Consider the following 26,582-nt stretch of genomic DNA (forward strand, 5'->3'; position numbering starts at 1 on the left):
AAAAGGTTTAGGATTAAGTCGCTGCACCACTCTGTTTTAAGGAGAATAGCAGCGATTGGGCATTCAGGTTATAATGTGCTGCAAAAGTCGAGTACCTGCCTCAGATCCTTTTCCCTTTCCAGATCGTACCCGTTGATTTTAATAAAACTTTCGATTTCGCGCTTGTGCCCGGGGTATAGCCTGCCGATACTGGCGCGATTGACAAAATGAAATTGAGCATTGCGGTCCATGAGAAAAAACAGCTCACGCTTATGCAGGATCAGCTTATCAGAACCCTGTAAAAACTGGAAATCGCCATTGTGATTGATAAATGAGGAAAAAGTATCAATTGAGGAAGTTTCGGTATATTGATTGTAGGCAGCCAGTTTTTCATTTCCAGCACGTACCAGCAAAAGCTTTTTACCCAAACTGACATTACCGTAATCGCCAATGAGCTCAATATGGCCGCGTCCCTTGTTGAAATAGTAAGCCTGGGAACCAATCTCAATTTTATGAATGAAATCGTTGTTGGTCAGCAGCAAAGTATCGTTGACCGGTCCAATGAACATCACCTCGCCATGTAACAAGCTGTAATTGAGCTTTGCCCTTCCGGTACGCCCGTTTCTGAAAAACACCTGTCCGTCGGTAAATTCCTGATACTGAAAACGATCATCGTAGGGAATGACCTCGGAGGCTTTGGTACCGTTTTTGATCCGGTAAGTTTTCTGCGGAACCTGTGCGGCTGCATTCGCCATACAGCACAGCACAAGCAAGCTGGATATCAGTGTTTTCATGGAGCTGTTCTTTGCTGGTTTTTCCTTTTAAATTTATACAAATACAAGAACAACTTCAATTCCGTCACCTAAACTTTCACGGGCCTGAAATGCTGAAAACCCGGCTTAGTCCTCGTCCTGATCAGGGTCGCCCAATGATGCCTCCTCCGTTTTCACAGAATGTACCACGGCGTCCATGATCTCGGCGAGTTCTTCCGGAGTGAGGTCGCGCCATTTGCCGGTAGGAAGATTGTCCAGCGTAACATTCATGATCCGTACCCTTTTGAGGCGCCTCACCTGGTAGCCCAGGTACTCGCACATACGTCTGATCTGGCGGTTTAATCCCTGTGTAAGCACAATGTTGAAGACAAATGCGCTCTCCTTCCGCACGCGGCATTTACGGGTAATCGTGTCCAGTATGGGTACGCCCGACGACATTTTCTGCACAAACTCGGGCGTGACCGGCCGATCCACCGTGACCACATATTCCTTTTCGTGCCGGTTTCCGGCGCGCAGGATCTTATTCACGATATCGCCGTCGCTGGTCAGGAAAATAAGCCCTTCCGACGGTTTGTCCAACCTGCCGACCGGAAAAATGCGGCGGGGATGCCCGATGTAATCGACAATGTTTCCTTTTACGTCCCGCTCGGTGGTACACGTAATGCCCACCGGCTTGTTGAAAGCGATGTACACCGCAGCCTGTTTGGCTTTCAGCAGCTTTCCGTTGACTTTTACCTCGTCGGTTTCGGATGCCTTGTCGCCCAGCACGGCCACCCGACCGTTCAGGGTGACGCGGCCTTCCTGTACCAGCCTGTCAGCTTCCCGCCGGGAGCAAAAACCCGTTTCGCTGATCCATTTGTTAATCCTGATCAATGTCAATGCAATTGAAGTAATGTTCTCTAAATCGGGTAAATCATGGCTGCAAGCAAAATTTATCCCCGACCGGATAAAGATTCGGCCTTGCCAGCCCTTTATCAAATTAAAATAACGCTAAGAAAAGAAACAAAGACGCCTTTATGAAACTCCGCTTTCGGCTGCATGCCATTTTAATCTGTATTTCCGTTGGGGCATTTGCCCAGCCCGCCCGTCGCCCGGTCGAGGTGATCGTTGCCGCCGACCATGAAGACTGGACTTATAAGACCGGAGAAAAGGCCAGGTTTACCATACAGGTATTCCGGAATGGCAATCTGGTCCGGAATGCGCCCGTGCGGTATGAAATCGGCCCCGAGAAGCTGGATCCTACGATCACGGAAAGTAAAACAGCCGCCGAAGGCAAGCTGGTCGTCGATGGCGGCACCATGAAAAGTCCCGGTTTCCTGAGGTGCGTTGCCTATGCCAATGTAGACGGTTTGGAAGTGCGCGGCCTTGCTACGGCGGGCTTTGATCCATTGGCTATCCAGCCGACCGTCACCAACCCGGAGAACTTTGACACTTTCTGGGAAAAGGCAAAACAGGAGCTGGCAAACCTTCCGCTCGATGCCAAAATGACCCTTTTGCCCGAGCGCTGCACTGAGAAAGTGAATGTTTACCATCTCAATTTGCAAAACTTCAAAAAAGGCGCGCGCCTCTATGGCATTTTATCCATTCCCAAAAAAGAAGGAAAGTATCCTGCGCTCCTCCGCGTTCCAGGAGCTGGTGTGAGGGGCTACTATGGCGACGTGACGACCGCTGAAAACGATATCATCACGCTTGAAATTGGCATTCACGGCATTCCTGTAACGATGGATCCGGGCGTGTACACCGACCTGGGTCAGGGCGCGCTCAATGGCTATCCATCCTACAATCTGGACAATGCTGACCGTTTTTATTACAAAAGGGTTTATCTCGGTTGTGTGCGCGCCAATGATTTTCTGGTCAGCCTGCCGCAATATGACGGGAAAAACCTGGCTGTAACCGGCGGAAGTCAGGGAGGTGCTTTGTCGATCGTCACTGCTGCCCTGGACCCCCGTGTAAAGTGGCTGGGAGCATTTTATCCGGCATTGAGCGATGTGACGGGTTACCTTCACGGACGTGCCGGTGGCTGGCCGCACTACTTTGACAAAGGCAGTATGGCCATTAATAACACGAAGGAAAAGCTCGCTACCCTGGGTTACTATGATGTTGTAAATTTTGCAAGAAGGGTGAAAGCGCCGGGTTTTTACATCTGGGGTTTCAATGATGAGACCTGCCCTCCTACTTCCATGTATGCAGCCTACAATGTGACCACTGCACCGAAAGAGCTGAAACTTTACCTGGATACCGGGCACTGGACCTACCAGGAAGAAAGAGACATCATGAACGAGTGGCTGATCGGCAAACTGAAAGCAAAATGACATTTAACAAAAAATACTTCACGAACGAAGAGCCTATGGACCGCCGCTCATTCCTCGAAAAATCAACTATTGCAAGTGCGGCATTTTCGGCCCTTCCGTTGCTTTCGGCACTGCACCGGGCTGCTCCCTACCGCACGGCACTGATTGGTGCGGGATGGTGGGGTACCAACATCTTGCGCTGCGCCATACAGGCGGGTGAGTCAAAGATTGTCGCGCTGTGCGACGTAGACGAAAACCAGCTAAACATCTGTGAGACCGAAGTTGCTAAGCTCACTTCGGACAAGCCAAAGCGCTACCGCGACTTCCGCGAAATGTTATTAAAGGAAAAACCGGAGATCGTGATCGTGGCGACGCCGGACCACTGGCATCCCCTGTGCTGCATTGCAGCAATTGAATCGGGAGCGCACGTGTATGTTGAAAAACCTATTTCCCATACCATAGCCGAGGGCCGTGCCATGGTGAACGCCACCCGCAAGCATGGCCGCATAGTACAGGTAGGCACGCACAGGCGTGTTTCTCCCCATAATATTTCGGGTATGGAGTTCCTTAAATCGGGAAAAGCCGGTAAGATCGGCATGGCGCGCGCATTTGTGCACTACGCAGGAGGGGCAGGTCAGAAAGCTGTTAACGAGGAGCCTCCGAAGGGACTGGACTGGGACTTCTACTGCGGTCCTGCTTCACTGGTACCGTACAACAAGACGATCCATCCCAGAGGCTTCCGCAATTACCTCAACTTTGCCAATGGTACCCTCGGTGACTGGGGCATTCACTGGCTGGATCAGGTGCTGTGGTGGTCGGAGCAGAAATACCCTAAAAAGATTTACTCGACCGGAGGGCGCGCCATCCGGCAGGACAGTACGGATGCGCCGGACCACCAGGTGGCAGTTTACGACTTCGACGGATTTACGCTTGAATGGGAACACAGGACGTTTGCTGGGAACACGGCCGAGAAAACGCACCCGCAGCAGGCGGTGGGCGTATACTTCTATGGCACGGAAGGAACCTTTCACATGGGCTGGCTCGATGGATGGACGTTTTACCCGTCCAACCCCAATAAGCCTGTCATTCACCAGGATCCGCAGCTTAATAAACCAGACGACCAGAATATTCAGCAATTATGGGCCAACTTCCTGACCTCCATCAAAACCGGTACGCCGCCAATTTGTGAGATCGAAATTGGTCAGCGCTCTACAAACGTTGCGTTGCTCGGCATGCTTTCGTACAAGCTGGGCAGAAGCATTATCTGGGATGGGGAAAAGGAAATTATTCCCGGGGATGAAGAGGCCAACAAGCTCCTGAGACGGGAGTATCGGGGTGAATGGAAATACCCGGAAGTTTGAGCAAATAAAAAAGGGCCGGCATCTCAACAATGCAGGCCCTTTTTTATTTTAGTCGATCCGGACAACTTCGGCCGGAATATTATACTGGTCTATGACCTCCCGCGTGAACCTCACGTGTCCTCTCGGTGCCATCAGGTAAAGTTTTGCTCCTTTCATCCCTGCCAGCTCACTCAGAAGCTTCCATTTGGAAATGCTTCCCCTCAGCTGATCCGTTTTAACCGAAACTTCCAGGTAATGCCTGTTAAACATATTTACGCCTGTAACATCGGGGGTGAACCTGGTATTGTCGCCCGACCGCTCGTAAGACTTGGGTACCTCATACCCTTCCAGGTTTGCCTGGATATCCTTAAAGCCGTGTGCCTTTGCCCACTTGACAACAAGTGGAATGAACAAATTCTTTTCCATAGGTGAATGAAATTAGTTATTCCCAACCGGGAATTAATGCTAAAAAGTTAACAGGAACTGAACAGAGGAAATTGCAGACCAGTAACCAGGAGGAAGCAGTTATGTACTTATTAAAATAAAGTTAGAATTTTTTTAAGGAAGAACCAAACAAATTTCGGTTTTGCTCAATCGTCCAGCTCGTCCAGAAAGTTGCGGTAGGCCCTTAAAAGCTCCTGGTGCGCTTTCGTATTCTGCTGTGTGATGGCGAGTTCGATCCCTTTCTGGTAAATATTTTCAGCCTTTTCAATTTGTTCCATTTCTGCAAAAAGAGCACCGGCATGATAGTAAGCTGGCAGGTAAGTTGGGTGCTCTGTAAGCAGCTTATTAAAGAAATGCGCTGCCTTCGCCGGCTCAGACTTGGTGTATTCCAGTGCCAGTGCATATACATTGAACGGATCAGCAGGATCGTCTTCGTAAAAGCCGAGCAGATTTTCAAAAAGTGTGCTATTCATGACGTATTTTATTATGCTTGCATACTATTTTAGATTTTGCGTAATTGCAAAAACAACTTATTCGAAGAAAAGTCAAAGTTTTTAATTACAATATCATGAATATTCTTGTTTGTATAACCAGTGTGCCGGACACAACCGCCAAGATAACTTTTACAGACAACGACACCAAACTGAATAAAGCGGGCGTGCAGCTCATCATCGGGCCTTACGACGACTACGCACTGTCGCGGGCAGTGGAGCTCAAAGAGCAGGCTGCCGGCAAGGTGACAGTGCTGCACGTAGGCGGAGCTGATGCCGATCCGCAGATCCGCAAGGCGCTTGCACTGGGTGCGGACGAGGCGATCCGGGTGGATGTGGAGCCCGCCGACTCTTACGATACCGCAGTTCAGATCGCCCATATTGCGAGGCAAAACAGCTACGATCTCATTCTGATGGGCCGTGAGTCCATCGACTACAATAGCGGGATTGTTCACGGCCTCGTCGCAGAAATGCTCGACCTGCCCTCCTACTCGCCGGTCATGAAGCTCGACATCAACGGATCCACCGCTACCATCACCCGCGAGATCGACGGCGGAAAAGAAGTATTGGAAGCCTCACTACCGCTCGTACTCGGCTGCCAGGAGCCCATCGCCGAATGGAAAAGTCCGAGCATGAAGGGCATTATGACGGCTCGTACCAAGCCACTACAGGTGGTACCACCGGTAGAGACCGAACAACTGTCGGTGACCGGCAAGTACACCCTGCCTGCTCCCAAAGGTGCCTGCAAAATGATACCGGCAGATGCAGCCGAGACGCTGATCCGCCTGCTGCAGACCGAAGCAAAGGTTATCTGATTTCCCATTCCAATCATTGAACAAATCATGTCTGTCCTGATATACATTGAGCTGGACAAAGGCTCAGTTAAGAAAACCTCATTTGGGGCCATTCAATATGGCGCGATGATTGCTGCCAAACTCGGTACCACCACTACTGCCCTCTCACTGGGTACGGCCAATTCATCAGAACTTGAACAAGCCGGTCATCACGGCGCAGCGAAGGTGCTGCACGTTGCCGATCCGCGCCTTGATCATGAAAACAGCCTTGCCTATGCAGAAGCATTGGTGCAGGCTGCAGAACAAGAAGAGAGCGAGGTGATAATCATCCCGAAATCCGGGCTGGGCGATGCTGTGGCTGCCCGTGCCGGTGCCAGGCTGAAAGCTGCGGTCGTATCCGGGATTACAGGCTTGCCGGAAATTACCGGGGACACCTTCCGGGTGACCAAGAGGATCTTTTCCGGAAAGGCATTTGCCAGCATCGACATGGCAGCGGCCAGAAAAATACTGGTGATCCAGAAAAACGCCATAGAGACCGATGAAAATGCAACCGGATCTCCGGCACAAGTGGAAGCATTTTCCCCGGTACTGAGCGAAGCAGGGTTTAAGGCAAAAGTCATCAGCACCGAAAAAGTCACCAATGAAATATCCCTGACCGAAGCGGAGATCATCGTATCCGGCGGGCGGGGCTTGAAGGGACCGGAAAACTGGCATTTGCTGCTGGACCTCGCTTCGGCTCTGGGTGCAGCTACGGGTTGCTCCAAGCCGGTATCCGACCTCGACTGGCGCCCGCACCACGAGCACATTGGCCAGACGGGCATTAAGGTAACTCCGGGCTTGTATATCGCATGCGGCATTTCGGGTGCCATTCAGCACCTGGCCGGCGTCAATGGTTCCCGCTGCATTGTCGTAATTAATAAGGACCCGGAGGCTCCGTTTTTTAAGTCGGCGGATTATGGGATTGTAGGGGATATTTTCGAGATATTGCCCCGGCTTACGGACGCGGCCAGGAAGCTGCGGTAAAGCACATCAGACACAATTCGGGCAATCGTTTCCGGTATTACCGGATTTTGCCGGCAGTATTTTTCTTAAAAATCAGCCATTTATCACAATAAGCGTCTTAATTGACCCTGATAATACCTTTGGTAACCCGTGCAGCGCTTTTTTATGCAGCACGGGTTTTTTACTTTTGCAACTTTAACGGACCGGAAATCTGTTATCCGGACGCGTTCACCACAACTGTTGCGCTTTAAGTTTTAACGTGAAAAAAATAAAACTAGAAATTCTGGGTCTATCCCCAAGCCAATCCCAGGCAGGGTCATTTGCTCTTGTTCTGGGTGAAGAACTGGGTAATCGCAGGCTTCCAATCATCATTGGTGTATTTGAAGCCCAGGCCATCGCGGTCCAGATAGAAAACATCGTCCCGAACCGTCCGATGACCCACGACCTTTTCCGTTCCTTTGCCGACGGGATGAACTACACACTGAAAGAAATCGTCATTTCGGATCTGAAAGAAGGTATTTTTTACGCCAAGATCATTTGTACCGACAGCCTGCGGGAAGTAGAGATTGACGCCCGCCCTTCTGATGCGATTGCCATAGGCCTGCGTTTCGATATTCCTATTTTCACCTACGAGGCAATCCTTTCCGAGGCAGGAATTATTTCCAGCACCTTGTCGGAGGATGAGGACGACGAGCAGTCGGTTCGCGAGACCATCAAGCCGGGCACTGCCAAGGAGCAGCTGCGCGATTTTCCCTTTGATGAACTACAGAAAATGCTGGAAGAAGCCCTCGCCAAGGAGGACTACGAAAAAGCAGCCAAGATCAGGGATGAAATGGGCCGCCGCAACTAGGCAGGCCTTTTTACGTTTAAGTTAAAAATAGTTAAGGCAGGCTGTACCAGGCATTGGGTTGAAGTTTAAATCCCTATTTTTGCCGCACTCTGTCCTCCCGATATCCCGAGAAACCGCCCGCGTATGCCCAAGAAAAAAAAGATTGGCAGCTATCCCAATACCATGATCGTGATAAGCCTGACAGCCGCGCTGTTCCTCATCGGCTTCTGCGGTCTGCTGGTAATTCAATCCAAAAAGCTGGTTTCCATTATCCGTCAGAATGTTGAAGTACGCGTATTTGTAGACAAATCGGTTACCAAAGCAGGGCAGGATTCCATACTCAGTATCATCCAGGCGAAACCTTTTGTACTAAGCTCTGCCGAAGCACAACCTATCACGTACGTATCCAAAGAGGATGCTGCCAAGGAATTTATCCAGGGTACCAAAGAGGACTTTGTAAACTTTCTGGGTGAAAACCCGCTCCGCGACAGCTACCGGGTGAAGGTACGCGAGGAGTACTTTGAAGAGGTAAAGCTTGCGCAGATCAAAAAGGAGCTCGAACAGATTACCGGCGTTTACGAGGTTGTTTACCAGGAAAACCTGGCTGATAATATTAACAAGAACGTTACCAAAATATACATTGTACTCGCCAGCTTTGCAGTGATCATGCTGATCATCATTGTATTGCTGGTAAACAATACCATTAAGCTGGCTATTTACTCGCAGCGCTTCCTGATCCGCAGTATGCAGCTCGTGGGCGCTACCAACGGATTTATCCAGAAACCTTATGTCATGCGTGGTGCGATCCAGGGCCTGGTGGGCGGAATTCTTGCCGCGGCTTTGCTGGTAGTATTGCAGCAGGTAGCGGTCCGGAATGTGGAAGGCCTTGCACTATTGCAGGAGTACGAAAAAATCGGCATCCTGATCGGTATTGTTGTGATACTGGGTATCTCAATTGGGATTGCCAGTACTTACCAGTCGCTGGCGCGCTATCTCCGCATGGCCCTCGACGACCTTTATTGATCCGACATTTAATTAACAATCAAGAACTTACCAGCTATGAGCACATCCCGCGACAAGCTTCCTTTTTCCGCCGCCAATTACACGACCATGCTGATCGGCATTGCCGTGATCCTGGCCGGCTTCCTTATCATGACGTTTGATGGCGAGGAGTTTGGCTTTGGCTTTTTCGGCATCACGCTGGGCCCCATCATCACGATCCTGGGCTTTATCATCGAGTTCTGGGCTATTTTACGTAAACCCACGCATTCATGAGTATCTGGCAGGCCATTATCCTCGCGATTGTCGAAGGCATTACCGAATTTCTACCCATTTCTTCCACGGGGCACATGATCATTGCATCCTCTTTCATGGGGATCAGCCACCTGGAATTTACCAAAATGTTTACGGTGAACATTCAGTTCGGTGCCATACTTTCGGTACTGGTGCTTTACTGGAAGCGTTTTTTTCAAACAACCGACTTCTATTTCAAGCTTTTTGTGGCATTCCTGCCGGCGGCAGTGATCGGGTTTCTGCTGAATGACTTTATTGATGCTTTGCTCGAAAACGTGGTCGTAGTAGCGGTATCCCTGCTGGTGGGTGGCATTATCCTGCTTTTCATCGACCGGCTCGGAAACAACTCCCGCGATGACAGGCCGGTGTCCTACGGCACTGCCCTAAAGATCGGTTTTTTCCAATGCATTGCCATGATCCCAGGCGTTTCGCGCTCCGCATCCACCATCATAGGAGGCATGCTTCAGGGACTTTCGAGAAAGCAGGCGGCTGAATTTTCTTTTTTTCTCGCTGTACCTACTATGGCTGCGGCAGGTGGTTACAAGCTGTTGAAAACCTATGAAAGCATCCGTCCTGAGGATATCAAAACCCTGCTGATCGGCAATGCAGTTGCCTTTGTAGTGGCCATGCTCGCGATCAGGTTTTTTATCAGCTTTCTTACCAAATACGGTTTCAAAATTTTCGGGTACTACCGGATCATTCTGGGGCTTGTGCTGCTTGGCCTGCTTGCGTCAGGCTATAAGCTGGATATTGTGTAGTTTTGCACCCTATCCATTGCCCATACTTTGATTGCTATTTTGAACAACGACCCGCCCGTACCGGACGAAGGAGAGGTAATTCTGATCGACAAACCTCTCACCTGGACGTCCTTTGATGTTGCCAACAAGCTGAAACGTGCCTGCAAGTTTAAAAAGATCGGGCATGCAGGTACCCTCGATCCGCTCGCAACCGGCCTGCTCATCCTTTGTACCGGCAAGAAAACCAAGCAGATTGACAGCTACCAGGCGCAGGAAAAGGAATATACCGGCACCTTGGTGCTCGGGCAGACCACGCCATCCATCGACCTTGAAACGGAGTTTGATGTCAGTTTTCCAACGGAACATATCACACCTGAAATACTGGACAATGCCCGGCAGCAACTGACCGGACAGATCGACCAGCTTCCTCCTATTTACTCTGCCCTGCGTGTGAACGGAGAGCGTCTTTACAAAAAAGCAAGGCGCGGAGAGCAGATTGAGATCAAGAGCCGCCCGGTGACCGTTTCTCTTTTCGAGATCGACGCGGCGGACTTCCCCCAGGTGCATTTCAGGATTATTTGTTCAAAAGGTACCTATATTCGCAGCCTCGTGCGTGATTTCGGGTTGCTGGCAGGGAGCGGTGCTTACCTGAGCGCGCTGTGCCGGACACGCATCGGCGCATTCGAGCTGAAAGATGCATGGAACCTGACTGAGTACATCAGCAGTAAAAGAACGGAATTGAAGCTGACGGTCGACGAATGAAAATATATCATAGTCTCGAAACCTTCCCCAGGCTTGAACTGGGTGTTGTCACAAGCGGGACCTTTGACGGCGTGCATCTGGGCCACCGCAAGATCCTAGCCCGGCTCCTTGAAATTACCCGCCAGTCAGGCGGACAATCCGTGGTGCTCACTTTCTGGCCGCATCCGCGCACGGTAGTTTCGGAAGACAGCCAGGGATTACAGCTGCTGTCGACCATCGAAGAGAAAATCGAGCTTTTCGCCGGCCTCGGCATTGACCATCTGGTGATCGTACCTTTCACGAGGGCATTTTCTGAACTGTCTTCCGATGCATTCATCATACAGATACTGGTGGAAAAGATCGGCACCAAAAAGCTGGTAATCGGCTACGACCACCGTTTTGGCCGCAACCGGGAAGGCAGCTTTGAGTTTCTGAAAGAGCATTGTGCCATTTATGGCTTCGATGTGGAGGAAATACCGCGTGAGGACATTGAGAATATGGCCATCAGTTCGTCGCGCATCCGCAAGGCCCTGGCTACGGGCCACATCCAGGAGGCCAATGAACTGCTCGGCCGGCCCTATTCGCTCGTCGGAAATGTGGTGAAAGGCAAGCAGCTCGGACGTACCATCGGCTTTCCAACTGCAAACCTGCATTTGCACGAATCGTACAAGCTTGTACCGATGAATGGCGTGTATGTGATTCATGCCGACCATGAAGGAAAACGCTTTCAGGGTATGCTCAACATTGGCGTGAGACCCACCGTAGACGGTACGCTGCGCACCATTGAGGCACATTTGTTCGACTTTGATCAGGAAATTTATGGTGAAGATCTTAAACTGGATCTGCTGCATTATCTCCGCCCGGAGCAGAAATTTGCAGGTTTGGATGCGCTTGTAAGTCAGCTTATGATCGACCGTGAAAGCGCCATTTCTTTTTTAGCAAAAATGTAAAAATGATATTGCCCGTGCCGCTTGGTACGGGCACACTTTTAATGTTGTCAGGATGGTACAGAACAGCACGGACAAACTGCTTTGCTGAAAACCCATCTTTATGCAACACTACGATGCGATTGTAATTGGCTCTGGCCAGGCCGGTACTCCCCTTTCCAAAAAACTGGCCAACTCCGGTTTAAAAACAGCATTAATTGAAAAAAGGTGGGTGGGCGGTACCTGTGTAAATGATGGGTGCTCCCCTACCAAAGCCATGATTGCCTCTGCCAAAGCAGTGTGGGTATCCGAAAACAGTGCCCGGCTGGGTGTACTCGTGGAACATGCGCATGTTGACTTTCCTTCCATCATCAAGCGAAAAAACGAGATCGTAACCCGCATGCGGGAAAACTCCGAAAAAGGAATTCTGGAAACGGAAAACCTGGATCTGATTTACGGCACGGCGGCATTCTCCGGTATGAAGCAGGTAACGGTCCAGCTGCAAAGCGGAGAAGAACAGGTGCTCACTGCCGACCGCATTTACATCAATACAGGACTGAAACCGGAAGTTCCTGACATTCCCGGCATCCGGGACATTGAATTTCTTACATCTACTTCAATCATGGAGCTGGATACTGTACCCGAACACCTGCTTATACTCGGCAGCGGGTATATCGGTCTTGAATTCGGGCAGATGTTCCGGAGGTTTGGCAGCAAAGTGACGGTTATTGAGCCTTCCGCACGCATATTAAAGCATGAAGAGGAAGATATTGCGCAGAATATTGCGGACATCCTTTCTCTGGAACACATCGACATTCTGGTAAAAACAGAAGTAATGTCGCTCGCCCGCCAGGGTGGTCTGATCTGTGCCACATTGCATTCCGATGGAAGTACACGGGAGGTACAATGCACGCACGTACTGGTGGCTGCCGGCCGCGAGCCGCAGACACCCGCACTGAACCTGGAAATGACGGGTGTTAAAACAGATGAAAAAGGCTATATTACGGTCAATGACCAGCTTGAAACCAGCACAGAGGGCATTTACGCGCTGGGCGATGTCAAAGGCGGGCCTGCATTTACGCACATCGCATTTGACGATTACCGCATTATTTATGAAAACATGGATAAGCCGGGCAGCAGATCGGTGCAGGACCGCCCGGTACCTTACTGCATGTTCATCGACCCGCAGCTCGGACGTGTAGGCATTACCGAAACTGAAGCGAAGGAGAAAGGAATGGATGTAAAAGTAGCAGTGCTCAAAAATGAAAGCGTTGCCCGCTCCATAGAAACCGGCGATGAACGCGGGATGATGAAAGCTGTGGTTGACGCCTATACCGGGCAGATTCTGGGAGCATCTATCCTGGCAGAACAGGGCGGGGAGATCGTTACGATCCTTCAGATGGCAATGATGGGCGGAATTACCTACGATCAGATCATGAACAGTGTCTTTGCACATCCTACCTACGCCGAGTCACTTAATAATCTGTTCTCAACACTTGAAAAGTAATAACACAGATGCATGGCTTCCAGCATGATCGTTGCCGACAACGTCAGCAAGCATTTTGGCCTGATGGCCGCAGTGGAAAACGTTTCCTTTGAAGTAAAAGCGGGCGAGATCATGGTGCTGCTGGGCACCAGCGGATGCGGGAAAACCACAACGCTTAAAATGCTCAACAGGCTGATCGATGCTACGTCCGGGACGATCACCATCGACGGTCGGGATATCAGAACGCGCAATCGCGAGGAGCTCCGGCGCAGCATTGGCTACGTATCCCAGCACCACGGATTATTTCCGCATTACACTGTTGCTGAAAACATTGGCATTGTGCCCGGACTTGCCGGGTGGAACAAGGCTGAGACTGCCCGTAAGACAGGTCACTGGCTCGAACAGCTCCGGCTCCCGTCTGACATGTACGGCAGCAAGTACCCCGACGAGCTCAGCGGCGGCCAAAAGCAAAGGGTTGCACTGGCGCGGGCACTTGTGGCGGAGCCACCGCTCCTGCTGATGGACGAACCTTTCGGCGCGCTCGATCCCGTGACCCGGATTGCTGTCAGGAATGAATTTCTGGCCATACAGCAGGTAAAAAGCAAAACCATTGTGCTCGTCACGCACGACATACAGGAGGCTTTTGCACTTGGCAATACGATTTGCCTCATGCATGAAGGACGCATTGTCCAGGCTGGAAGTGCACATGACCTGATGTTTGACCCCGCAAATGCATTTGTTGCAAATTTCTTTGATCACCAGCGCTATATGCTCGAACTGAGTGCGCTCAGCTTGCGCGATATCTGGCAGCAATTACCACCGGGAGAAGGATCGACTACTTCAAAGCTAAGCATTGCCAGCAGTCTCTGGGATGCGCTGGATGTACTCTCCGGCAGGGAAAGTGCTGCTGTACAGGTGGCTGATCCCGCAGGCAAAGATGTAAGAGGGCTTACGTTTTCGCACATTCTCGAGGCTTACAGTCGTATCAAAAATGAATATTGATGGAAGAAACGCAAACACTCTGGCAGTTTATGCAGCAGCAGTCCGACAAGCTGTGGGACCAGGTACTGGCGCACGTCGGCCTTACTTCCATTTCACTGTTCACAGCCGTGCTGGTAGGACTGCCGCTCGGCATCCTGATCGCGCGCTGCCAGAAACTTGCCTGGATCATCCTTGGCATAGCTGGCATATTGCAGACAGTCCCGAGCATCGCGTTGCTGGGATTTATGATACCATTACTCGGCATAGGCATGTTGCCCGCCATCACGGCCTTGTTCCTCTACGCCCTCCTGCCCATCATCCGGAACACGTACACGGGCATTACGGGCATTGATCCCGCAATTACCGAATCGGCGCGGGGACTGGGTATGACCAGCCGCCAGATCCTCACGCGCGTTGAGATTCCGCTGGCACTGCCTGTAATCCTGGCGGGTATCCGCACGGCGACCGTGATCAATGTAGGCGTAGCCACGCTGGCGGCGTATATAGCGGCGGGAGGCCTGGGTGAGTTCATCTTCGGCGGAATTGCATTGAACAACACCAATATGATCCTGGCAGGAGCCATACCCGCAGCTTTGCTGGCCATTCTTTTTGACTTCCTGCTATCGCATTTGCAGCAGATGAATATCCGCAAATCCCGGCTTGTGGCGGCAGCGCTGCCGGCTTTGCTGCTGATTCTCTCCTCCTGCTACCTGCTCCCTTATTCGGGAAGTGGATTGCTGGGCGGGTTCACGCCGGAGTTCATGGGCCGGGAAGACGGGTACCTGGGCCTGAAAAGTAAATATGGCCTCGCGATTCCCGTCGTCGTCATCAGTGACGCCGTCATGTACAAGGCAGCCTACGAAAAGAAGCTCGACGTGATCAGCGGGTATAGTACGGATGGTCGCCTCAAAGCATACGATCTTGTGACATTGGAAGACGACCAGCATATTTTCCCTCCCTATTATGCTGCCCCGCTGGTGCGTACAGCTGTTTTGAAAAAATATCCCGGGCTGCAACCCGTCCTCGAAATGCTCTCGGGGCAGATTGATGACGCCACGATGACAGAGCTGAACTACCGTACCGACGTCAAAAAACAGGCGCCTGAACAGGTAGCACGTGACTTCCTGCGGTCAAAAGGACTACTGAAACCGGCACGCTCCGGCCATGCAGGGCAAATCAGGATCGGGTCGAAGATTTTTGGTGAACAGTACACCCTGGCGGCTATGTACAAAATGCTGATTGAAGGGTACACAGACCTTCAGGTAGTCACCAAGACGGGACTGGGCGGTACCAAGATCTGCTTTGATGCCTTGACAAACGGAGAGATTGACCTCTATCCCGAGTATACCGGCACAGGCCTTCTGGTGATCCTGAAACCCCGGCCTGCCGAGCTCGCCAGGGTCATGGGAGACCGGGACAAGGTATTTGAATATGTCAAAAATGAGTTTTCAAGGCAGTACCAGCTGCAGTGGCTGCGCCCGATCGGGTTCAACAATGCATATGCGCTGATGATGCGCCGAAAACAGGCACAATCCTTTAAGCTGAATACGATATCGGATCTTAAACAATATGCATCGAATGACAACCACAGAGATCGGTCAGGCTTATAGCCGTGTACGAACTTACTCCGAACAAATCTGCGAACCTCTTGAAACCGAAGACTACGTACCCCAGCCCGTTGCATTTGTAAGTCCGCCAAAGTGGCACCTGGCGCATTCTACATGGTTTTTTGAAACATTTATACTGAAAAACCTGGTCCCGAACTACAAAGTATACGATCCCGATTTCAACTACCTTTTTAACAGTTATTACAACAACATAGGCGAACGTACCATCCGTACCGACAGGGGAAATGTTACACGCCCCACCACCCGGAATGTGTACGCCTATCGCAAATACGTGGACGCCCAGATGCTCGAACTGCTCGACGAGCTCGCCGATCCTGCCGCACTGGCAATGGTAGAGCTCGGGCTGCACCACGAGCAGCAGCACCAGGAACTGCTGGTTACCGATATCAAGTACATTCTGGGCCACAACCCGCTTTTTCCTGTATACAGGCCGGGCTGCAACCTGGTAGACGGCACCAACCCGGCTACCGGTTGGGAGCAAATTCCGGAGGGTGTATATGAGATAGGTCATGAGGGACCGGGATTTTGTTTCGACAATGAGCTGGGCCGCCACAAGGTGTACCTCCATTCGTTCGAGATCAGCCGGGCGCTGGTGACCAATGCAGAGTACATTGATTTTATCAATGCAGGCGGCTACCGCGACTTCAACCTCTGGATGGACGAAGGTTGGTCGTGGGTCACGCACAGCAATATTGCCGCGCCCATGTACTGGTACCGGCAGGACGGTGAATGGTACTACTACACCCTCGACGGGTTCAAAAAGATCAACCCTGAGGCACCGGTTGCGCATATCAGCTTCTACGAGGCCTCCGCTTATGCCCAGTGGAAAGGCATGCGCCTGCCTACCGAATTTGAATGGGAGATTGCGTCGCAAACCATTCCGTGGGGGCTACGCTGGGAGTGGACCAACAGCGCATATCTTCCATACCCCGGATTCAGCAAGGCACCGGGAGCGGTGGGCGAGTACAATGGTAAGTTTATGATCAACCAGATGGTACTGAGAGGAGCCTCGGTGGCTACGTCACCTGGACACAGCCGATTTACTTACCGCAACTTTTTTCACGCCCACGAACGCTGGCAGTATACCGGCATCCGTTTGGCCCGATAACAAAACCCACTATGTCAGATTCTACCTTCGCCCGTGACATTCATACGGGCCTTTCTGCCGCGCAGAAGTATATCTCGTCCCGATACTTTTACGACGATGCAGGCAGCGTTATTTTCCAGGAGATCATGCAAATGCCCGAGTACTACCCTACCCGGTCCGAGTTTGAGATTCTTTCCATGCAAAGTGACAAGATCATTGCAAAGCTGGATTTTCAGCAACCCTTTAATATCGTTGAATTCGGAGCGGGTGACGGCATGAAGACCCGGCAGCTGCTTAAAAAGCTGATTGATCAGGACGCTGCATTTTCCTATATGCCCATTGATATTTCCAGGAAAGCGATTGACGAGCTGGAAGCCAGCATGCTGCAGCATTTGCCGCAGCTGAAAATCCGGTCAGTAGTGGGCAACTACTTTTCAGTGCTCGAAACCCTTGCCGGGGATGATACGCCCAGCCTGTTCCTGTTTTTGGGAGGAAATATCGGTAACTATGAAGACGCCGAGGTGCATGACCTCATGCGGGCATTTGGTAAAAGTATGAAGCCCGGTGACAAGTTGCTGACAGGGTTCGACCTGCGCAAGAATCCTGCCCTGATCCGCAATGCCTACGACGATCCTGCCGGAATCACCAAAAGGTTTAACATGAACCTGCTGCACAGGATGAACCGGGAACTTGGCGGCAACATCGTTACCAGCCAGTTTGACTTTTACTCATTTTACAATCCCGTAAACGGGGAGGTAAGAAGTTACCTGGTCAGTCTTGCGAAGCAAAGGATACACCTGTCGCGCATGGATAAATGCTATGATTTTGAAGCCAATGAGCTGATCTCGACGGAACTTTCGCGGAAGTACACCCTTCCTGAAATTGAGGCGGTAGCCGCGGCAACCGGGTATGGTGTTGTGGAGCATTTCCTGGATTGCAGGCATTACTTTACCGATAGTCTTTGGGTAAAAAACAGCATGTAAGCAGCATTCACAGCTTGTACTCTTCTATTTTCCGGTACAACGTCGCAATCCCGATTTCGAGCAGGCGGGCTGCCTCCGCCTTGTTGCCCTGGGTGTAGTTGAGTACTTTCTGAAGATGGATTTTCTCAGCGCTGGACATGGAAAATGCAGACATGCCCTTGTGGTCGCGTGCGGCTGGCTGTGTAAGCTCGTAGGGCAGACTTTGCACGTCGAGTACGGGTCCGTCTGTAAGAATGACGCTTCGCTCAATCACATTTTTGAGCTCGCGGATGTTTCCGGGCCACGGATAATGCTCCAATGCCGAAATGTACGCTTCGCTGAGGGATGCGATCTTCCGGTTGGCTTTCAGCGAAAACTGTGCTGCAAAGCTGCTTGCCAGGCTGGCAATGTCGGAAGTTCTTTCACGCAGGGCGGGAATTGTAATTTGAAATACAGAAAGCCGGTAGTACAGATCACTCCGGAATTCTCCTTTTTCGATTTCTTTCTGCAGGTCGCGGTTCGTAGCAGCAATCACGCGGACATTTACACGGGTAGGCTGCGTATCCCCGATTTTGAGGAACTCGCCGGTTTCCAGCACGCGCAACAGCTTGGCTTGGAGCTCATGCGCAAGTTCGCCGATTTCATCCAGGAAAATGGTGCCTGCACTGGCTTCTTCAAACAACCCTTTTTTGTCGCGCAAAGCACCTGTAAATGCACCTGCCTTGTGCCCGAACATCTCGCTTTCGAGCAGGTCTTTTCCAAATGCTGAACAATTCACAGCCACAAAAGGCTTTTTAGCGCGCCCGCTGCCCTGATGAATGGATTGTGCAAAAACCTCTTTCCCGGTGCCGGTTTCACCCAGCAGCAGGACGGTTGTGTCTGTGGGTGCTACTCTCCGCGCAAGGTCTACACTTGCCAGCAGCTTCCGCGACTTTCCGATGATTGCATCAAAGGAATGCTTTTGCCCGAGCTGCTTTTCAAGGTTGATCACGCGCTTGTTCAGCTCGGCCTTTTCCATGGCGCGGTGCAGCAGCGGAATGATTTTGTTGTTGTCGTCTCCTTTGGTAATGTAGTCGAAAGCGCCGTTTTTAATCGCCTGAACGCCGTCTTCTATATTTCCGTAGGCTGTCAGCAGTACCGCTTCAATGGACGGGTATTTCGCTTTGAGGTCTTTCACGAACGTCACGCCATGTCCGTCGGGCAGCTTTACGTCGCAGAGTACCACGTCAATATCCGATTGTTCCAGCTTTTTCCAGGCTGTTTTGATGTCAGCCGCTTCGAGGGTCTGAAAACCTTCCAGGGAAATTACCCGCGCAATGAGCCCGCGGAGCTTGTCTTCGTCGTCAATAACCAGAATTTTACTCATGCCGGCAGATCACGCGAAGGTATTGGGGTGCAGGCAGCTCTGCCAGTACTGATAAATAACCTGAAAACGGCTTTTCAGCTCGGTAAAGTTGGTTTCTTTTTTGAAAAACCCCTGTATGGTATCATCGTAGGCAAGATTGATCACGCGCGGATCGTCCGCTGTGGTCAGGAAAATAAACGGGATCGCCTTTTTTTTCAGGTACTCGTTCCGTTCAATTCTGTCGCGCAGTTCGAGACCGTTCATAACCGGCATATTGATGTCGCACATAATGAGGAATGGCTGCTCCTGAGTAGTTTCCAAAAATATCAGTGCTTCCATGCCGTTCTCAAGGAAGATGACCGGGTTAGGGATTTCCAGCTCCTCGATAATACTTTTGATTAAAAACTGATCGTCAACGTCGTCTTCAATTGAAATAATTGGCCCTCTTCTGGACATTCTTAGTATTGTTAGTTCAATCCGTTACAAATATCCAACATATTCAAACTATTAGCAATTTGCTTCTGTGCATTGTGCGGCCGCTGTCTTTTAATTTTTTAAATGCAAACCTGAGAACCCGCACCATCGGAAAGGCATGGAAAGCCTTTTCAGCAACAAGCCCCGGGAACGTTCCCAGGAACTTGCTTTATTCATACGCTACAAAAGACTCGTCTTTATAGCACCAGAGCCACCGCTCGCCAGGCTCAGCCGAAATCACCACAGGATGGCCTGAACGGTGAAAATGTTTGGTCATGTGCTTGGACGGCGAGCTGTCGCAGCACAGGGTGACGCCACAGGTCTGGCAGGTGCGCAAGTGCACCCAGCTGCCGTCGGTTTTTACACATTCTTCACAAATGAGCTCTGCCGGCTGCCGTACAGTCTCCAATGCATTGATATGCTCACAAACTCCTTCCATTTATACTTCACTTAAATATTGATGAACAAAACTGATGGCCATAGAGCCCTCGCCTACTGCTGAGGTCACGCGGTTCATAGCACCCGCGCGCACGTCGCCGGCCGCAAATATGCCTGGCGAGCTGGTTTCGAGCAGGTACGGGTCACGATCCATTTTCCAGATCTGCCTGAACCGGTGATGCGATTTCATTTCACGCCCCGTCTCTATAAAACCCTTGTTATTTTTGATGATCTCCAACCCGATCCAGTCCGTAAAGGGGCGTGCGCCGATAAAGATAAACAATGCATCGGCGGGAACGTCGCGCTGCTCGCCGGTATTCAGGTCTACCAGCCTGAGCGTTTCAAGATGGCCGTCACCGCTCGCCTCCACGATCTCGGTACAACCCAGCACGGTAATGTTCTCGGTACCTTTGATCTGGTCTATCAGGTACGACGACATGGAGGAGGTCAGGTCGGTTTTCCGGATCAGGATATACACATTTCTTGCAAACTTGGAAAGGTACATGGCAGCCTGACCCGCCGAGTTGCCGCCGCCCAGCACGTAGGCGTCCTTGTTGCCGCAGGAACTCGCTTCTGTGCTCGCAGCGCCATAGTAAATGCCCATGCCGGTATACTCCTCGATTCCTTTCGTTTCCAGCTTGCGGTAGTCGACCCCGGTGGTAATCACTACCGCTTTTCCGTTGATCTCACTCCCGTCGGCCAGCACGATTGTCTTGTAACTGTCTTTCAGACGAATTTCCTGGACAATCTGCGGGGACAGGAACTCGGTACCAAAGCGCGTGGCCTGCATCAGCGCACGCCGGGTGAGCTCGGCACCGCTCAGACCCGTGGGAAAACCGAGGTAGTTTTCAATTCTTGAACTTGTACCTGCCTGACCACCAGGCGCCTTCCGCTCGATCAGTAAGGTACTCAAACCTTCCGAAGCCCCATACACCGAAGCTGCCAGGCCGGCAGGGCCTGCACCAATGATAATGACATCGTAGATCTGCTGCTTGACCTTGGCATTCAAACCAATGTGCGTTGCCACATCGATCAGCGAAGGCGTTTTAAGCAGTGATCCGTCTTCGAAAATAATGGCAGGAAAATCGACCGGGCATAGACTGTTTGTGGCGGCGATCTGCTTGCCGGCATCGCTGAATTCCGCATCAAGCCATGCATAAGGCACCAGATTACTTGCCAGGAAATCCTTTATCTCGTGGGACTTAGGTGAAAATTGATAACCTATCACTTTAATACCCCTGAACGTAGGCCGGTAACTTCCTTCCCAGTCATTCAGCAGCTCGTCGATGGCAGGATAAAGCTTTTCTTCGGGCGGATCCCAGGGCTTCATGAGGTAATAGTCGAGCTGCACATCGTTGATCGCCTTGATCGCCGCCTCGGTATCCGAGTAGGCAGTCAGCAGTACTCTTTTTGCATCAGGGAAAAACATCATTGCCTTCTGCAGGAAATCAACGCCCTGCATTTCGGGCATTCTTTGGTCAGAAACAAAAATGGCAACCTCCTCTCCTTTATTCTGAAGGTCGAGCAGGCTGTCGAGGGCTTCCTGCACCGATGTCGTGCTCAGCACGCGGTACCGGTCGCGGTAGTGGGCTTTCAGATCGCGGCTGATCGCCCGCAGCACCTGGGCATCGTCGTCAATGGAAAAAATAATGGGCAAAGCCATGAGGGCATTGATTATGGAGTGGGAAAGGCGGACAATTTATCCATTAATGGGGAAACAAACCAGAAATTCGGTTTGGCCCGGCTTCGACTGCAGGGTTACCGAGCCATGATGCTGCTTCACAATGCGGCATACCACGTCCAGTCCCAGGCCGGTTCCCTGGCCGATGGCTTTGGTCGTGAAAAAGGGATCGAAGATGCGCGTGCGGATCTCCTCGGGAATTCCGGGACCATTGTCGCAAACCGATACTTTGATAAATTCCTTTTCACGCCGTGTGCTGATGGTAAGCTGTGGATCAGGCTGGTTTTCCAATGCATCCACCGCATTGTCGATCAGGTTGGTCCAGACCTGGTTGAGTTCGCCCACCATGGCTTTGATCGGAGGCAGGGTGTTATCGAACTCCCTCACCAGCTTTACATTGCCTTTTTTGATCTTGTAATTCAGCATTGTAAGGGTATTCTGAATACCTGAATGAATGTCTGTCAGCTCTTTTTCACCGCCGCGGTCCATGTGCGTAAACCGCTTCACGGACCCTACCAGCTCGGCAATGCGGCGCGACGACTCGTGTATGTCCGTGACCATCCGCTCGGTCGTGAGGTTCAGATTAATCCAGAACAATACGGGTGAAAAATCATTTTTGTTGATCTTGCTTTTCAACTCTTCAAGGTCCTGCTCGGTAATTCCGAATTCGACTATGTTTTCAGCCATGTAGTCGCACTCCGCAATCTGGTTGGAGTCGAGCCAGTCGAGGATTTCGTCTTCACGCTCGGACCGCTGCATCATGGAAAGTACAGGCTGAGAAGATCCGGACAGGATCGCGAACATCTTTTCATTGATAATTTCAATCTCTTCTTTGGATAAATGGATCGAGATCAGCTTCCGGAATGCATCCGGCTGTAACTGAAGGTGTTTTTTCAGCAGGGCAGAGCCGCGCACCAGAGCCGCGGCCGGATTATTCAGCTCATGCGCGAGGCCTGCGGAGAGCTTCCCGAGCGCCATCATTTTTTCATTCTGCTGTTCGAGCTCGGTGTATTCCCGTACGCGTGAGGTCATCACCGTCACCAGCGCCTGTGTGAGCTCGTAATTGGTGACGACCAGCTCGCGGAGCTGCTCGCCGGGGAAAGTCATCAGCTGCGTACTGGCTGTGCATTGTGCATAGGCAATGCCCGTTTTTCCGCGCGAAAAAGGCAGCATACCGGTCACGTTGCCCGGCACAAACTCCGAAATGATGTGCTTGGAATTACTCTGCAGCCGGAAAAGCTCGATATGCCCCGAGATAACGACGTGGGTACCGACGAGCGGGTCGCCAGGTCCGGAAAGATATTGCCTTTCTTCCAGCTCGTAGTGCCGGCTTCTGTCGATCATCCATTGCAGCTGGTCGCCCGGAACATCCCGGAAAACTTCCATGCTTTGCAGCTCTTGTACTGTTACGTCCTTCATTGAAGCATTTGTTGAAGTCAATGCTTCAATATCGGGATATTCCCGGAAAAAACGCGGGTCTTAGCCTGTAACTACGCGGCTGTAAATTTTGTACTCGGGCAAGCCATGCATAGGCTCAGCCAGGCTGATCTCCACCCAATCGCGGTTGACCTGGTGCATGAACGCACCATTGCAGACGGGGAAAAGGCGCTGAAGAATGTCCAGCGAAGCTTCGTCCAGGTGGATTTCTTCATGCCCGAGCTCGCTGCTGATATAATGTCCCCGGCACAAGCCGACAGAAGTTTCAAATTCGATCTTCACCAGACTGCCCGAAACTTCCTGCACCGCTACGTCTACAACGATCTCCTCCCGAAGGTCTTCCGCAGTACCAAGCGTATCATCCTGCTCGCTCAAAATATCAATTACACTCATTACAGACGTATTTAAATCAGATAGAAACCTATTTTCCTTGTTTATCTTAGATAAAAAACCATTCCCGCAACACACTGCCGAAAGTGGCACCTGCCGTAAAGCGCAGCATGCTCCCGCCAGGTACATGTGGACTCCCCGAAGACGGACAATGGTAGGACAGGAATGCAGGATTTGATATCTGTTCGTCCGGCATTCACATGCCTGATCTGGCACGGAAATGGTACCTGCTGAATGCCGTCAGAAATCAGAATGCCTGCCTGACGCCCTGTTTAATCACCATTAAGCACATCGGATATGAGCCTCACCAAGTACAAGGAGAAACGCAAATTCGACGAAACGCCTGAACCCGAGGGCGGTAAATCCAACGCCGGAGACCTGATCTTCGTCATTCAGAAACACGATGCGACCCGCCTGCATTACGACTTCCGCCTCGAAATGGAAGGAGTATTGAAAAGCTGGGCTGTACCCAAAGGGCCATCCATGGACCCCGCCGTGAAAAGACTCGCCATGATGGTGGAAGACCACCCTTACGACTACAAAAACTTTGAAGGCATTATCCCGGAAGGAAACTATGGGGCTGGTACCGTGATGGTGTGGGATACGGGCACGTATGAGCCGCTCGAGGAGGCCAAAACCAGAAAGGACCGGGAACGGATACTGCTCGCAGGCCTGCAGGCGGGTTCACTGAAGTTCAGGATGAACGGGAAGAAACTCCATGGTGAATTTGCATTGGTGAAAACAAAGGGCATGGACGAAAATGCCTGGCTGCTGATCAAGCACAGGGATGAATACGCATCCAAGGAGGACATTACCGGGCAGGACCGCTCGGTATTATCGCGTAAAACGCTCGAAAGTATTGAGGCCGATCCGGAACATGTGTATGGTGAAGATGACGAAAAAGGCGACAAGGAGAAGAAGAGCAAAAAGGCAAAAAAGGAAGCAGCAGCACCCGAAGCGGTAAAAGAGCAGCCTGCCGAACCGACTCCCGAGCAGTCCGGGGAAGATCGGGCGGACATTTTGAAAAAAGGAAAAAAAAGTAAGTTTCCGGAAGGCATTGTGCCCATGCTGGCTACGCTCGTGAATGAGCCTTTTGACGATCCGGGATGGGAATATGAAGTAAAATGGGATGGTTACCGTGCGCTGGCGTATATGCACAAAGGTACCGTCTCGCTGCAATCGCGCAATAAGAAATCCTTTGACGAAAAGTTCTATCCCATTTTCGATCAGCTGAAAACCTGGAACATTGAGGCCGTGGTAGACGGGGAAATTGTCGTGGTGAAGGAGGATGGTCACTCGGATTTTGGTGCATTGCAAAACTGGCGCAGCGAAGCCGACGGCAACTTGCTGTACTATGTGTTTGACCTGCTGTGGCTGGATGGAAAAGACCTGACCAACCTGCCCCTTTCTGAGCGCAAGCAGATCCTTCAAAGCCTGGTGCCTGCCGATGGATTGATCCGGGTGGGGTACAGTGTGACCGCAGAGGGTACGTCTTTCTATGAAGCGGCACGTAAGATGGGGCTTGAAGGTATTATTGCCAAGCGTTCCGACAGCCCGTACCAGGCCGGACTGCGTACCCGCGATTGGCTAAAAATCAAAGTGAACAAGCGTCAGGAGGTAATTATATGTGGTTTTACGCAAAATAAAGGGACTTCGAAACTGTTCAGCTCGCTCCTGCTGGGGGTGTATGACGACGGGAGACTAATGTACGTAGGCAAAGTCGGAACCGGTTTCCGCGACAAGCAGCAGCGGGAAATGATGGCGCTGTTTGAACCGCTGTTTACACCCGAAAGTCCCTTCGATAAAATGCCGGATTACAACAAACCCTCCCGGTTCCGCCCCAACCCGCCCGGTGCCAATGCTACCTGGCTCAAACCGGAGCTGGTATGTGAGGTGAGCTTTACGGAAGTTACTTCAGATGGTGTTTTCAGGCACCCTTCGTTTGAGGGAATGCGGGAGGACAAGAAGGCCGCCGAGGTGGTGCGTGAGGTGGAGGAACCTACCGGCAAGGCTGTGGAGCAGGCCGAAGCGCAGCCAGCGGCAGCACAATTCAAACCGATCATCGAAAAACCGGCTGCGAGCTCACGCAAAACCTTGCTCAATCCCAAAGACGACAGCCAGGTGAGAAAAGTGAACGGGCAGGAGCTCAAATTCTCAAATCTGGGGAAGGTTTTCTGGCCGGAGGACAATCTGACGAAGCGAGATCTGCTGAACTACTACTACCAGGTGGCGCCCTACATTTTGCCCTACCTGAAAGACCGGCCACTGTCCCTCAACCGGTTTCCAAATGGCATTCATGGTAAAAGTTTTTACCAGAAAGACGTAACCGGCAAGGTACCTTCCTGGATCAAAACCACGCCCTACCACGCGAATGATGAGGAAGAGGAAAAGAACTTTATGGTATGCAATGATGAGGCTACCCTCCTGTATATGGCCAACCTTGGCGCGATCGACGTCAATCCCTGGAACAGCCGCATTGAAAAACCCGATCATCCCGACTGGTGCCTCCTCGACCTCGATCCTGACACCAGCAACACATTTGAGCAGGTAATCACCACCGCCCAGACGATCAAACACCTCCTGGACGACCTCAAAGTCCCGAGCTATTGCAAGACATCGGGTTCGACCGGACTGCACATTTACATTCCGCTGGGTGCGCAGTATGACTATGACCAATGCCAGCTATTTGCAAACTGGATTGCCAGTCAGGCACAGCAGGAGCTGGATACATTTACAAGCATTGAGCGCATGACCAAAAACCGGAAAGGCAAGCTGTACATCGACTATCTGCAGAACCGTCCGAAAGCGACACTGGCGGCACCGTACTCGGTTCGGCCGAAGCCAGGAGCGACAGTGTCCATGCCGCTGCATTGGGATGAGGTGAAGCATGGCTTGCAATTGCGCGATTTTACCATTCTTAATGCGATGGATCGTATCAAAAGCGAAGGCGACCTGTTCACACCGGTCCTCGGCCCGGGCATTGATCTTACAGCTGTGATTAGTAAAATGGAGGGTAATAACGCGGGCTAGGCG

The 26,582-nt window shown here is 51.4% G+C and carries 26 protein-coding genes; 16 read left to right on the forward strand and 10 right to left on the reverse strand.

Features of this window, described 5'->3' with window-relative positions; translation table 11 throughout:
- Positions 1-68 precede the first annotated feature (68 nt).
- Together HWI92_RS06085 and rluF are read right to left on the reverse strand one after the other, a co-directional pair.
- Complete coding sequence (locus tag HWI92_RS06085; RefSeq protein WP_204661633.1) at positions 69-773, reverse strand: hypothetical protein; 705 nt, start codon at positions 771-773, stop codon at positions 69-71.
- Positions 774-878: 105 nt separating this feature from the next.
- Positions 879-1,631: a 23S rRNA pseudouridine(2604) synthase RluF gene (rluF, locus tag HWI92_RS06090; protein WP_204661635.1), complete on the reverse strand. Its 753-nt coding sequence runs from the start codon at positions 1,629-1,631 to the stop codon at positions 879-881.
- Between the two features lie 137 nt (positions 1,632-1,768).
- On the opposite strand from rluF, the gene HWI92_RS06095 reads away from it, so the two are divergent.
- Together HWI92_RS06095 and HWI92_RS06100 are read left to right on the forward strand one after the other, a co-directional pair.
- The gene (locus tag HWI92_RS06095) at positions 1,769-3,064 is read left to right on the forward strand and encodes an acetylxylan esterase (protein WP_204661637.1); all 1,296 of its coding nucleotides are present in this window, start codon (positions 1,769-1,771) and stop codon (positions 3,062-3,064) included.
- Positions 3,065-3,099: 35 nt separating this feature from the next.
- Positions 3,100-4,404, forward strand: coding sequence for a Gfo/Idh/MocA family protein (locus tag HWI92_RS06100; protein ID WP_204664308.1), 1,305 nt, complete (start codon positions 3,100-3,102; stop codon positions 4,402-4,404).
- 48 nt (positions 4,405-4,452) lie between these two features.
- Here HWI92_RS06100 and HWI92_RS06105 read toward each other — a convergent pair whose 3' ends face one another.
- Both HWI92_RS06105 and HWI92_RS06110 read right to left on the reverse strand, forming a co-directional pair.
- Positions 4,453-4,809, reverse strand: coding sequence for a hypothetical protein (locus HWI92_RS06105; RefSeq protein WP_204661639.1), 357 nt, complete (start codon positions 4,807-4,809; stop codon positions 4,453-4,455).
- A 164-nt stretch (positions 4,810-4,973) separates the two neighbouring features.
- Complete coding sequence (locus HWI92_RS06110; RefSeq protein WP_204661641.1) at positions 4,974-5,300, reverse strand: tetratricopeptide repeat protein; 327 nt, start codon at positions 5,298-5,300, stop codon at positions 4,974-4,976.
- Between the two features lie 95 nt (positions 5,301-5,395).
- Here HWI92_RS06110 and HWI92_RS06115 point away from each other — a divergent pair, with 95 nt between their 5' ends.
- The 13 genes from HWI92_RS06115 (at position 5,396) to HWI92_RS06175 (ending at position 17,805) form a co-directional block, all read left to right on the forward strand.
- Positions 5,396-6,133, forward strand: a complete 738-nt coding sequence (locus HWI92_RS06115; protein ID WP_204661643.1) for an electron transfer flavoprotein subunit beta/FixA family protein — start codon at positions 5,396-5,398, stop codon at positions 6,131-6,133.
- 27 nt (positions 6,134-6,160) lie between these two features.
- Positions 6,161-7,135, forward strand: a complete 975-nt coding sequence (locus HWI92_RS06120; protein WP_204661645.1) for an electron transfer flavoprotein subunit alpha/FixB family protein — start codon at positions 6,161-6,163, stop codon at positions 7,133-7,135.
- Between the two features lie 238 nt (positions 7,136-7,373).
- Complete coding sequence (locus HWI92_RS06125; RefSeq protein WP_204661647.1) at positions 7,374-7,964, forward strand: bifunctional nuclease family protein; 591 nt, start codon at positions 7,374-7,376, stop codon at positions 7,962-7,964.
- A gap of 123 nt (positions 7,965-8,087) precedes the next feature.
- Positions 8,088-8,966: a cell division protein FtsX gene (locus HWI92_RS06130; RefSeq protein WP_204661649.1), complete on the forward strand. Its 879-nt coding sequence runs from the start codon at positions 8,088-8,090 to the stop codon at positions 8,964-8,966.
- A gap of 36 nt (positions 8,967-9,002) precedes the next feature.
- Positions 9,003-9,218, forward strand: coding sequence for a DUF3098 domain-containing protein (locus HWI92_RS06135; RefSeq protein WP_204661651.1), 216 nt, complete (start codon positions 9,003-9,005; stop codon positions 9,216-9,218).
- Entirely contained in the window at positions 9,215-9,994 is a 780-nt protein-coding gene (locus HWI92_RS06140; protein ID WP_204661653.1) for an undecaprenyl-diphosphate phosphatase, read from the forward strand. Before HWI92_RS06135 ends, HWI92_RS06140 begins: the two co-directional genes overlap by 4 nt.
- 36 nt (positions 9,995-10,030) lie before the next feature.
- Positions 10,031-10,735 (forward strand): tRNA pseudouridine(55) synthase TruB, encoded by a 705-nt coding sequence (gene truB / locus HWI92_RS06145; RefSeq protein WP_374757892.1) that lies wholly within the window; start codon positions 10,031-10,033, stop codon positions 10,733-10,735.
- Positions 10,732-11,664 carry a bifunctional riboflavin kinase/FAD synthetase gene (locus tag HWI92_RS06150; protein WP_204661657.1) on the forward strand — a complete coding sequence of 311 codons (933 nt, stop codon included), beginning with the start codon at positions 10,732-10,734 and terminating at the stop codon, positions 11,662-11,664. Before truB ends, HWI92_RS06150 begins: the two co-directional genes overlap by 4 nt.
- A gap of 100 nt (positions 11,665-11,764) precedes the next feature.
- A complete protein-coding gene (locus HWI92_RS06155) occupies positions 11,765-13,147 on the forward strand; it encodes a mercuric reductase (RefSeq protein ID WP_204661659.1) in 1,383 nt (460 codons plus the stop codon).
- A gap of 12 nt (positions 13,148-13,159) precedes the next feature.
- A complete protein-coding gene (locus HWI92_RS06160; protein WP_229248966.1) occupies positions 13,160-14,128 on the forward strand; it encodes an ABC transporter ATP-binding protein in 969 nt (322 codons plus the stop codon).
- The gene (locus HWI92_RS06165; protein WP_204661662.1) at positions 14,128-15,717 is read left to right on the forward strand and encodes an ABC transporter permease/substrate-binding protein; all 1,590 of its coding nucleotides are present in this window, start codon (positions 14,128-14,130) and stop codon (positions 15,715-15,717) included. Before HWI92_RS06160 ends, HWI92_RS06165 begins: the two co-directional genes overlap by 1 nt.
- Positions 15,686-16,843: an ergothioneine biosynthesis protein EgtB gene (gene egtB / locus HWI92_RS06170; RefSeq protein WP_204661664.1), complete on the forward strand. Its 1,158-nt coding sequence runs from the start codon at positions 15,686-15,688 to the stop codon at positions 16,841-16,843. Before HWI92_RS06165 ends, egtB begins: the two co-directional genes overlap by 32 nt.
- An 11-nt stretch (positions 16,844-16,854) precedes the next feature.
- Positions 16,855-17,805 (forward strand): L-histidine N(alpha)-methyltransferase, encoded by a 951-nt coding sequence (locus tag HWI92_RS06175; protein WP_204661667.1) that lies wholly within the window; start codon positions 16,855-16,857, stop codon positions 17,803-17,805.
- 7 nt (positions 17,806-17,812) lie between these two features.
- Here HWI92_RS06175 and HWI92_RS06180 read toward each other — a convergent pair whose 3' ends face one another.
- From HWI92_RS06180 to HWI92_RS06205, 6 genes are all read right to left on the reverse strand, one after another.
- On the reverse strand, positions 17,813-19,150 hold the full coding sequence (locus HWI92_RS06180; RefSeq protein WP_204661669.1) for a sigma-54-dependent transcriptional regulator: 1,338 nt from the start codon (positions 19,148-19,150) through the stop codon (positions 17,813-17,815).
- A 9-nt stretch (positions 19,151-19,159) separates the two neighbouring features.
- A complete protein-coding gene (locus HWI92_RS06185; RefSeq protein ID WP_204661671.1) occupies positions 19,160-19,585 on the reverse strand; it encodes a response regulator in 426 nt (141 codons plus the stop codon).
- 187 nt (positions 19,586-19,772) lie between these two features.
- Positions 19,773-20,042 carry a UBP-type zinc finger domain-containing protein gene (locus tag HWI92_RS06190; RefSeq protein WP_204661673.1) on the reverse strand — a complete coding sequence of 90 codons (270 nt, stop codon included), beginning with the start codon at positions 20,040-20,042 and terminating at the stop codon, positions 19,773-19,775.
- Positions 20,043-21,704, reverse strand: coding sequence for an NAD(P)/FAD-dependent oxidoreductase (locus tag HWI92_RS06195; RefSeq protein WP_204661676.1), 1,662 nt, complete (start codon positions 21,702-21,704; stop codon positions 20,043-20,045). It lies immediately after the preceding gene.
- A gap of 36 nt (positions 21,705-21,740) precedes the next feature.
- The gene (locus HWI92_RS06200) at positions 21,741-23,141 is read right to left on the reverse strand and encodes an ATP-binding protein (protein WP_204661678.1); all 1,401 of its coding nucleotides are present in this window, start codon (positions 23,139-23,141) and stop codon (positions 21,741-21,743) included.
- Between the two features lie 60 nt (positions 23,142-23,201).
- Positions 23,202-23,552, reverse strand: a complete 351-nt coding sequence (locus HWI92_RS06205) for a hypothetical protein (protein WP_204661680.1) — start codon at positions 23,550-23,552, stop codon at positions 23,202-23,204.
- 294 nt (positions 23,553-23,846) lie between these two features.
- Here HWI92_RS06205 and ligD point away from each other — a divergent pair, with 294 nt between their 5' ends.
- On the forward strand, positions 23,847-26,579 hold the full coding sequence (gene ligD / locus HWI92_RS06210) for a DNA ligase D (protein WP_204661682.1): 2,733 nt from the start codon (positions 23,847-23,849) through the stop codon (positions 26,577-26,579).
- The last annotated feature ends 3 nt before the right edge of the window (positions 26,580-26,582 follow it).

This window comes from Dyadobacter sandarakinus (assembly GCF_016894445.1).
Lineage (GTDB): Bacteria > Bacteroidota > Bacteroidia > Cytophagales > Spirosomataceae > Dyadobacter > Dyadobacter sandarakinus.

Bases quoted from the DNA above. Each gene is read 5' to 3' on its own strand.
- HWI92_RS06085 (WP_204661633.1), bottom strand. From the start codon at position 773: ATGAAAACACTGATATCCAGCTTGCTTGTGCTGTGCTGTATGGCGAAT.
- HWI92_RS06095 (WP_204661637.1), top strand. From the start codon at position 1,769: ATGAAACTCCGCTTTCGGCTGCATGCCATTTTAATCTGTATTTCCGTT.
- HWI92_RS06100 (WP_204664308.1), top strand. From the start codon at position 3,100: ATGGACCGCCGCTCATTCCTCGAAAAATCAACTATTGCAAGTGCGGCA.
- HWI92_RS06105 (WP_204661639.1), bottom strand. From the start codon at position 4,809: ATGGAAAAGAATTTGTTCATTCCACTTGTTGTCAAGTGGGCAAAGGCA.
- HWI92_RS06110 (WP_204661641.1), bottom strand. From the start codon at position 5,300: ATGAATAGCACACTTTTTGAAAATCTGCTCGGCTTTTACGAAGACGAT.
- HWI92_RS06115 (WP_204661643.1), top strand. From the start codon at position 5,396: ATGAATATTCTTGTTTGTATAACCAGTGTGCCGGACACAACCGCCAAG.
- HWI92_RS06120 (WP_204661645.1), top strand. From the start codon at position 6,161: ATGTCTGTCCTGATATACATTGAGCTGGACAAAGGCTCAGTTAAGAAA.
- HWI92_RS06130 (WP_204661649.1), top strand. From the start codon at position 8,088: ATGCCCAAGAAAAAAAAGATTGGCAGCTATCCCAATACCATGATCGTG.
- HWI92_RS06135 (WP_204661651.1), top strand. From the start codon at position 9,003: ATGAGCACATCCCGCGACAAGCTTCCTTTTTCCGCCGCCAATTACACG.
- HWI92_RS06140 (WP_204661653.1), top strand. From the start codon at position 9,215: ATGAGTATCTGGCAGGCCATTATCCTCGCGATTGTCGAAGGCATTACC.
- HWI92_RS06150 (WP_204661657.1), top strand. From the start codon at position 10,732: ATGAAAATATATCATAGTCTCGAAACCTTCCCCAGGCTTGAACTGGGT.
- HWI92_RS06155 (WP_204661659.1), top strand. From the start codon at position 11,765: ATGCAACACTACGATGCGATTGTAATTGGCTCTGGCCAGGCCGGTACT.
- HWI92_RS06160 (WP_229248966.1), top strand. From the start codon at position 13,160: ATGGCTTCCAGCATGATCGTTGCCGACAACGTCAGCAAGCATTTTGGC.
- HWI92_RS06165 (WP_204661662.1), top strand. From the start codon at position 14,128: ATGGAAGAAACGCAAACACTCTGGCAGTTTATGCAGCAGCAGTCCGAC.
- egtB (WP_204661664.1), top strand. From the start codon at position 15,686: ATGACAACCACAGAGATCGGTCAGGCTTATAGCCGTGTACGAACTTAC.
- HWI92_RS06175 (WP_204661667.1), top strand. From the start codon at position 16,855: ATGTCAGATTCTACCTTCGCCCGTGACATTCATACGGGCCTTTCTGCC.
- HWI92_RS06180 (WP_204661669.1), bottom strand. From the start codon at position 19,150: ATGAGTAAAATTCTGGTTATTGACGACGAAGACAAGCTCCGCGGGCTC.
- HWI92_RS06185 (WP_204661671.1), bottom strand. From the start codon at position 19,585: ATGTCCAGAAGAGGGCCAATTATTTCAATTGAAGACGACGTTGACGAT.
- HWI92_RS06190 (WP_204661673.1), bottom strand. From the start codon at position 20,042: ATGGAAGGAGTTTGTGAGCATATCAATGCATTGGAGACTGTACGGCAG.
- HWI92_RS06195 (WP_204661676.1), bottom strand. From the start codon at position 21,704: ATGGCTTTGCCCATTATTTTTTCCATTGACGACGATGCCCAGGTGCTG.
- HWI92_RS06200 (WP_204661678.1), bottom strand. From the start codon at position 23,141: ATGAAGGACGTAACAGTACAAGAGCTGCAAAGCATGGAAGTTTTCCGG.
- HWI92_RS06205 (WP_204661680.1), bottom strand. From the start codon at position 23,552: ATGAGTGTAATTGATATTTTGAGCGAGCAGGATGATACGCTTGGTACT.
- ligD (WP_204661682.1), top strand. From the start codon at position 23,847: ATGAGCCTCACCAAGTACAAGGAGAAACGCAAATTCGACGAAACGCCT.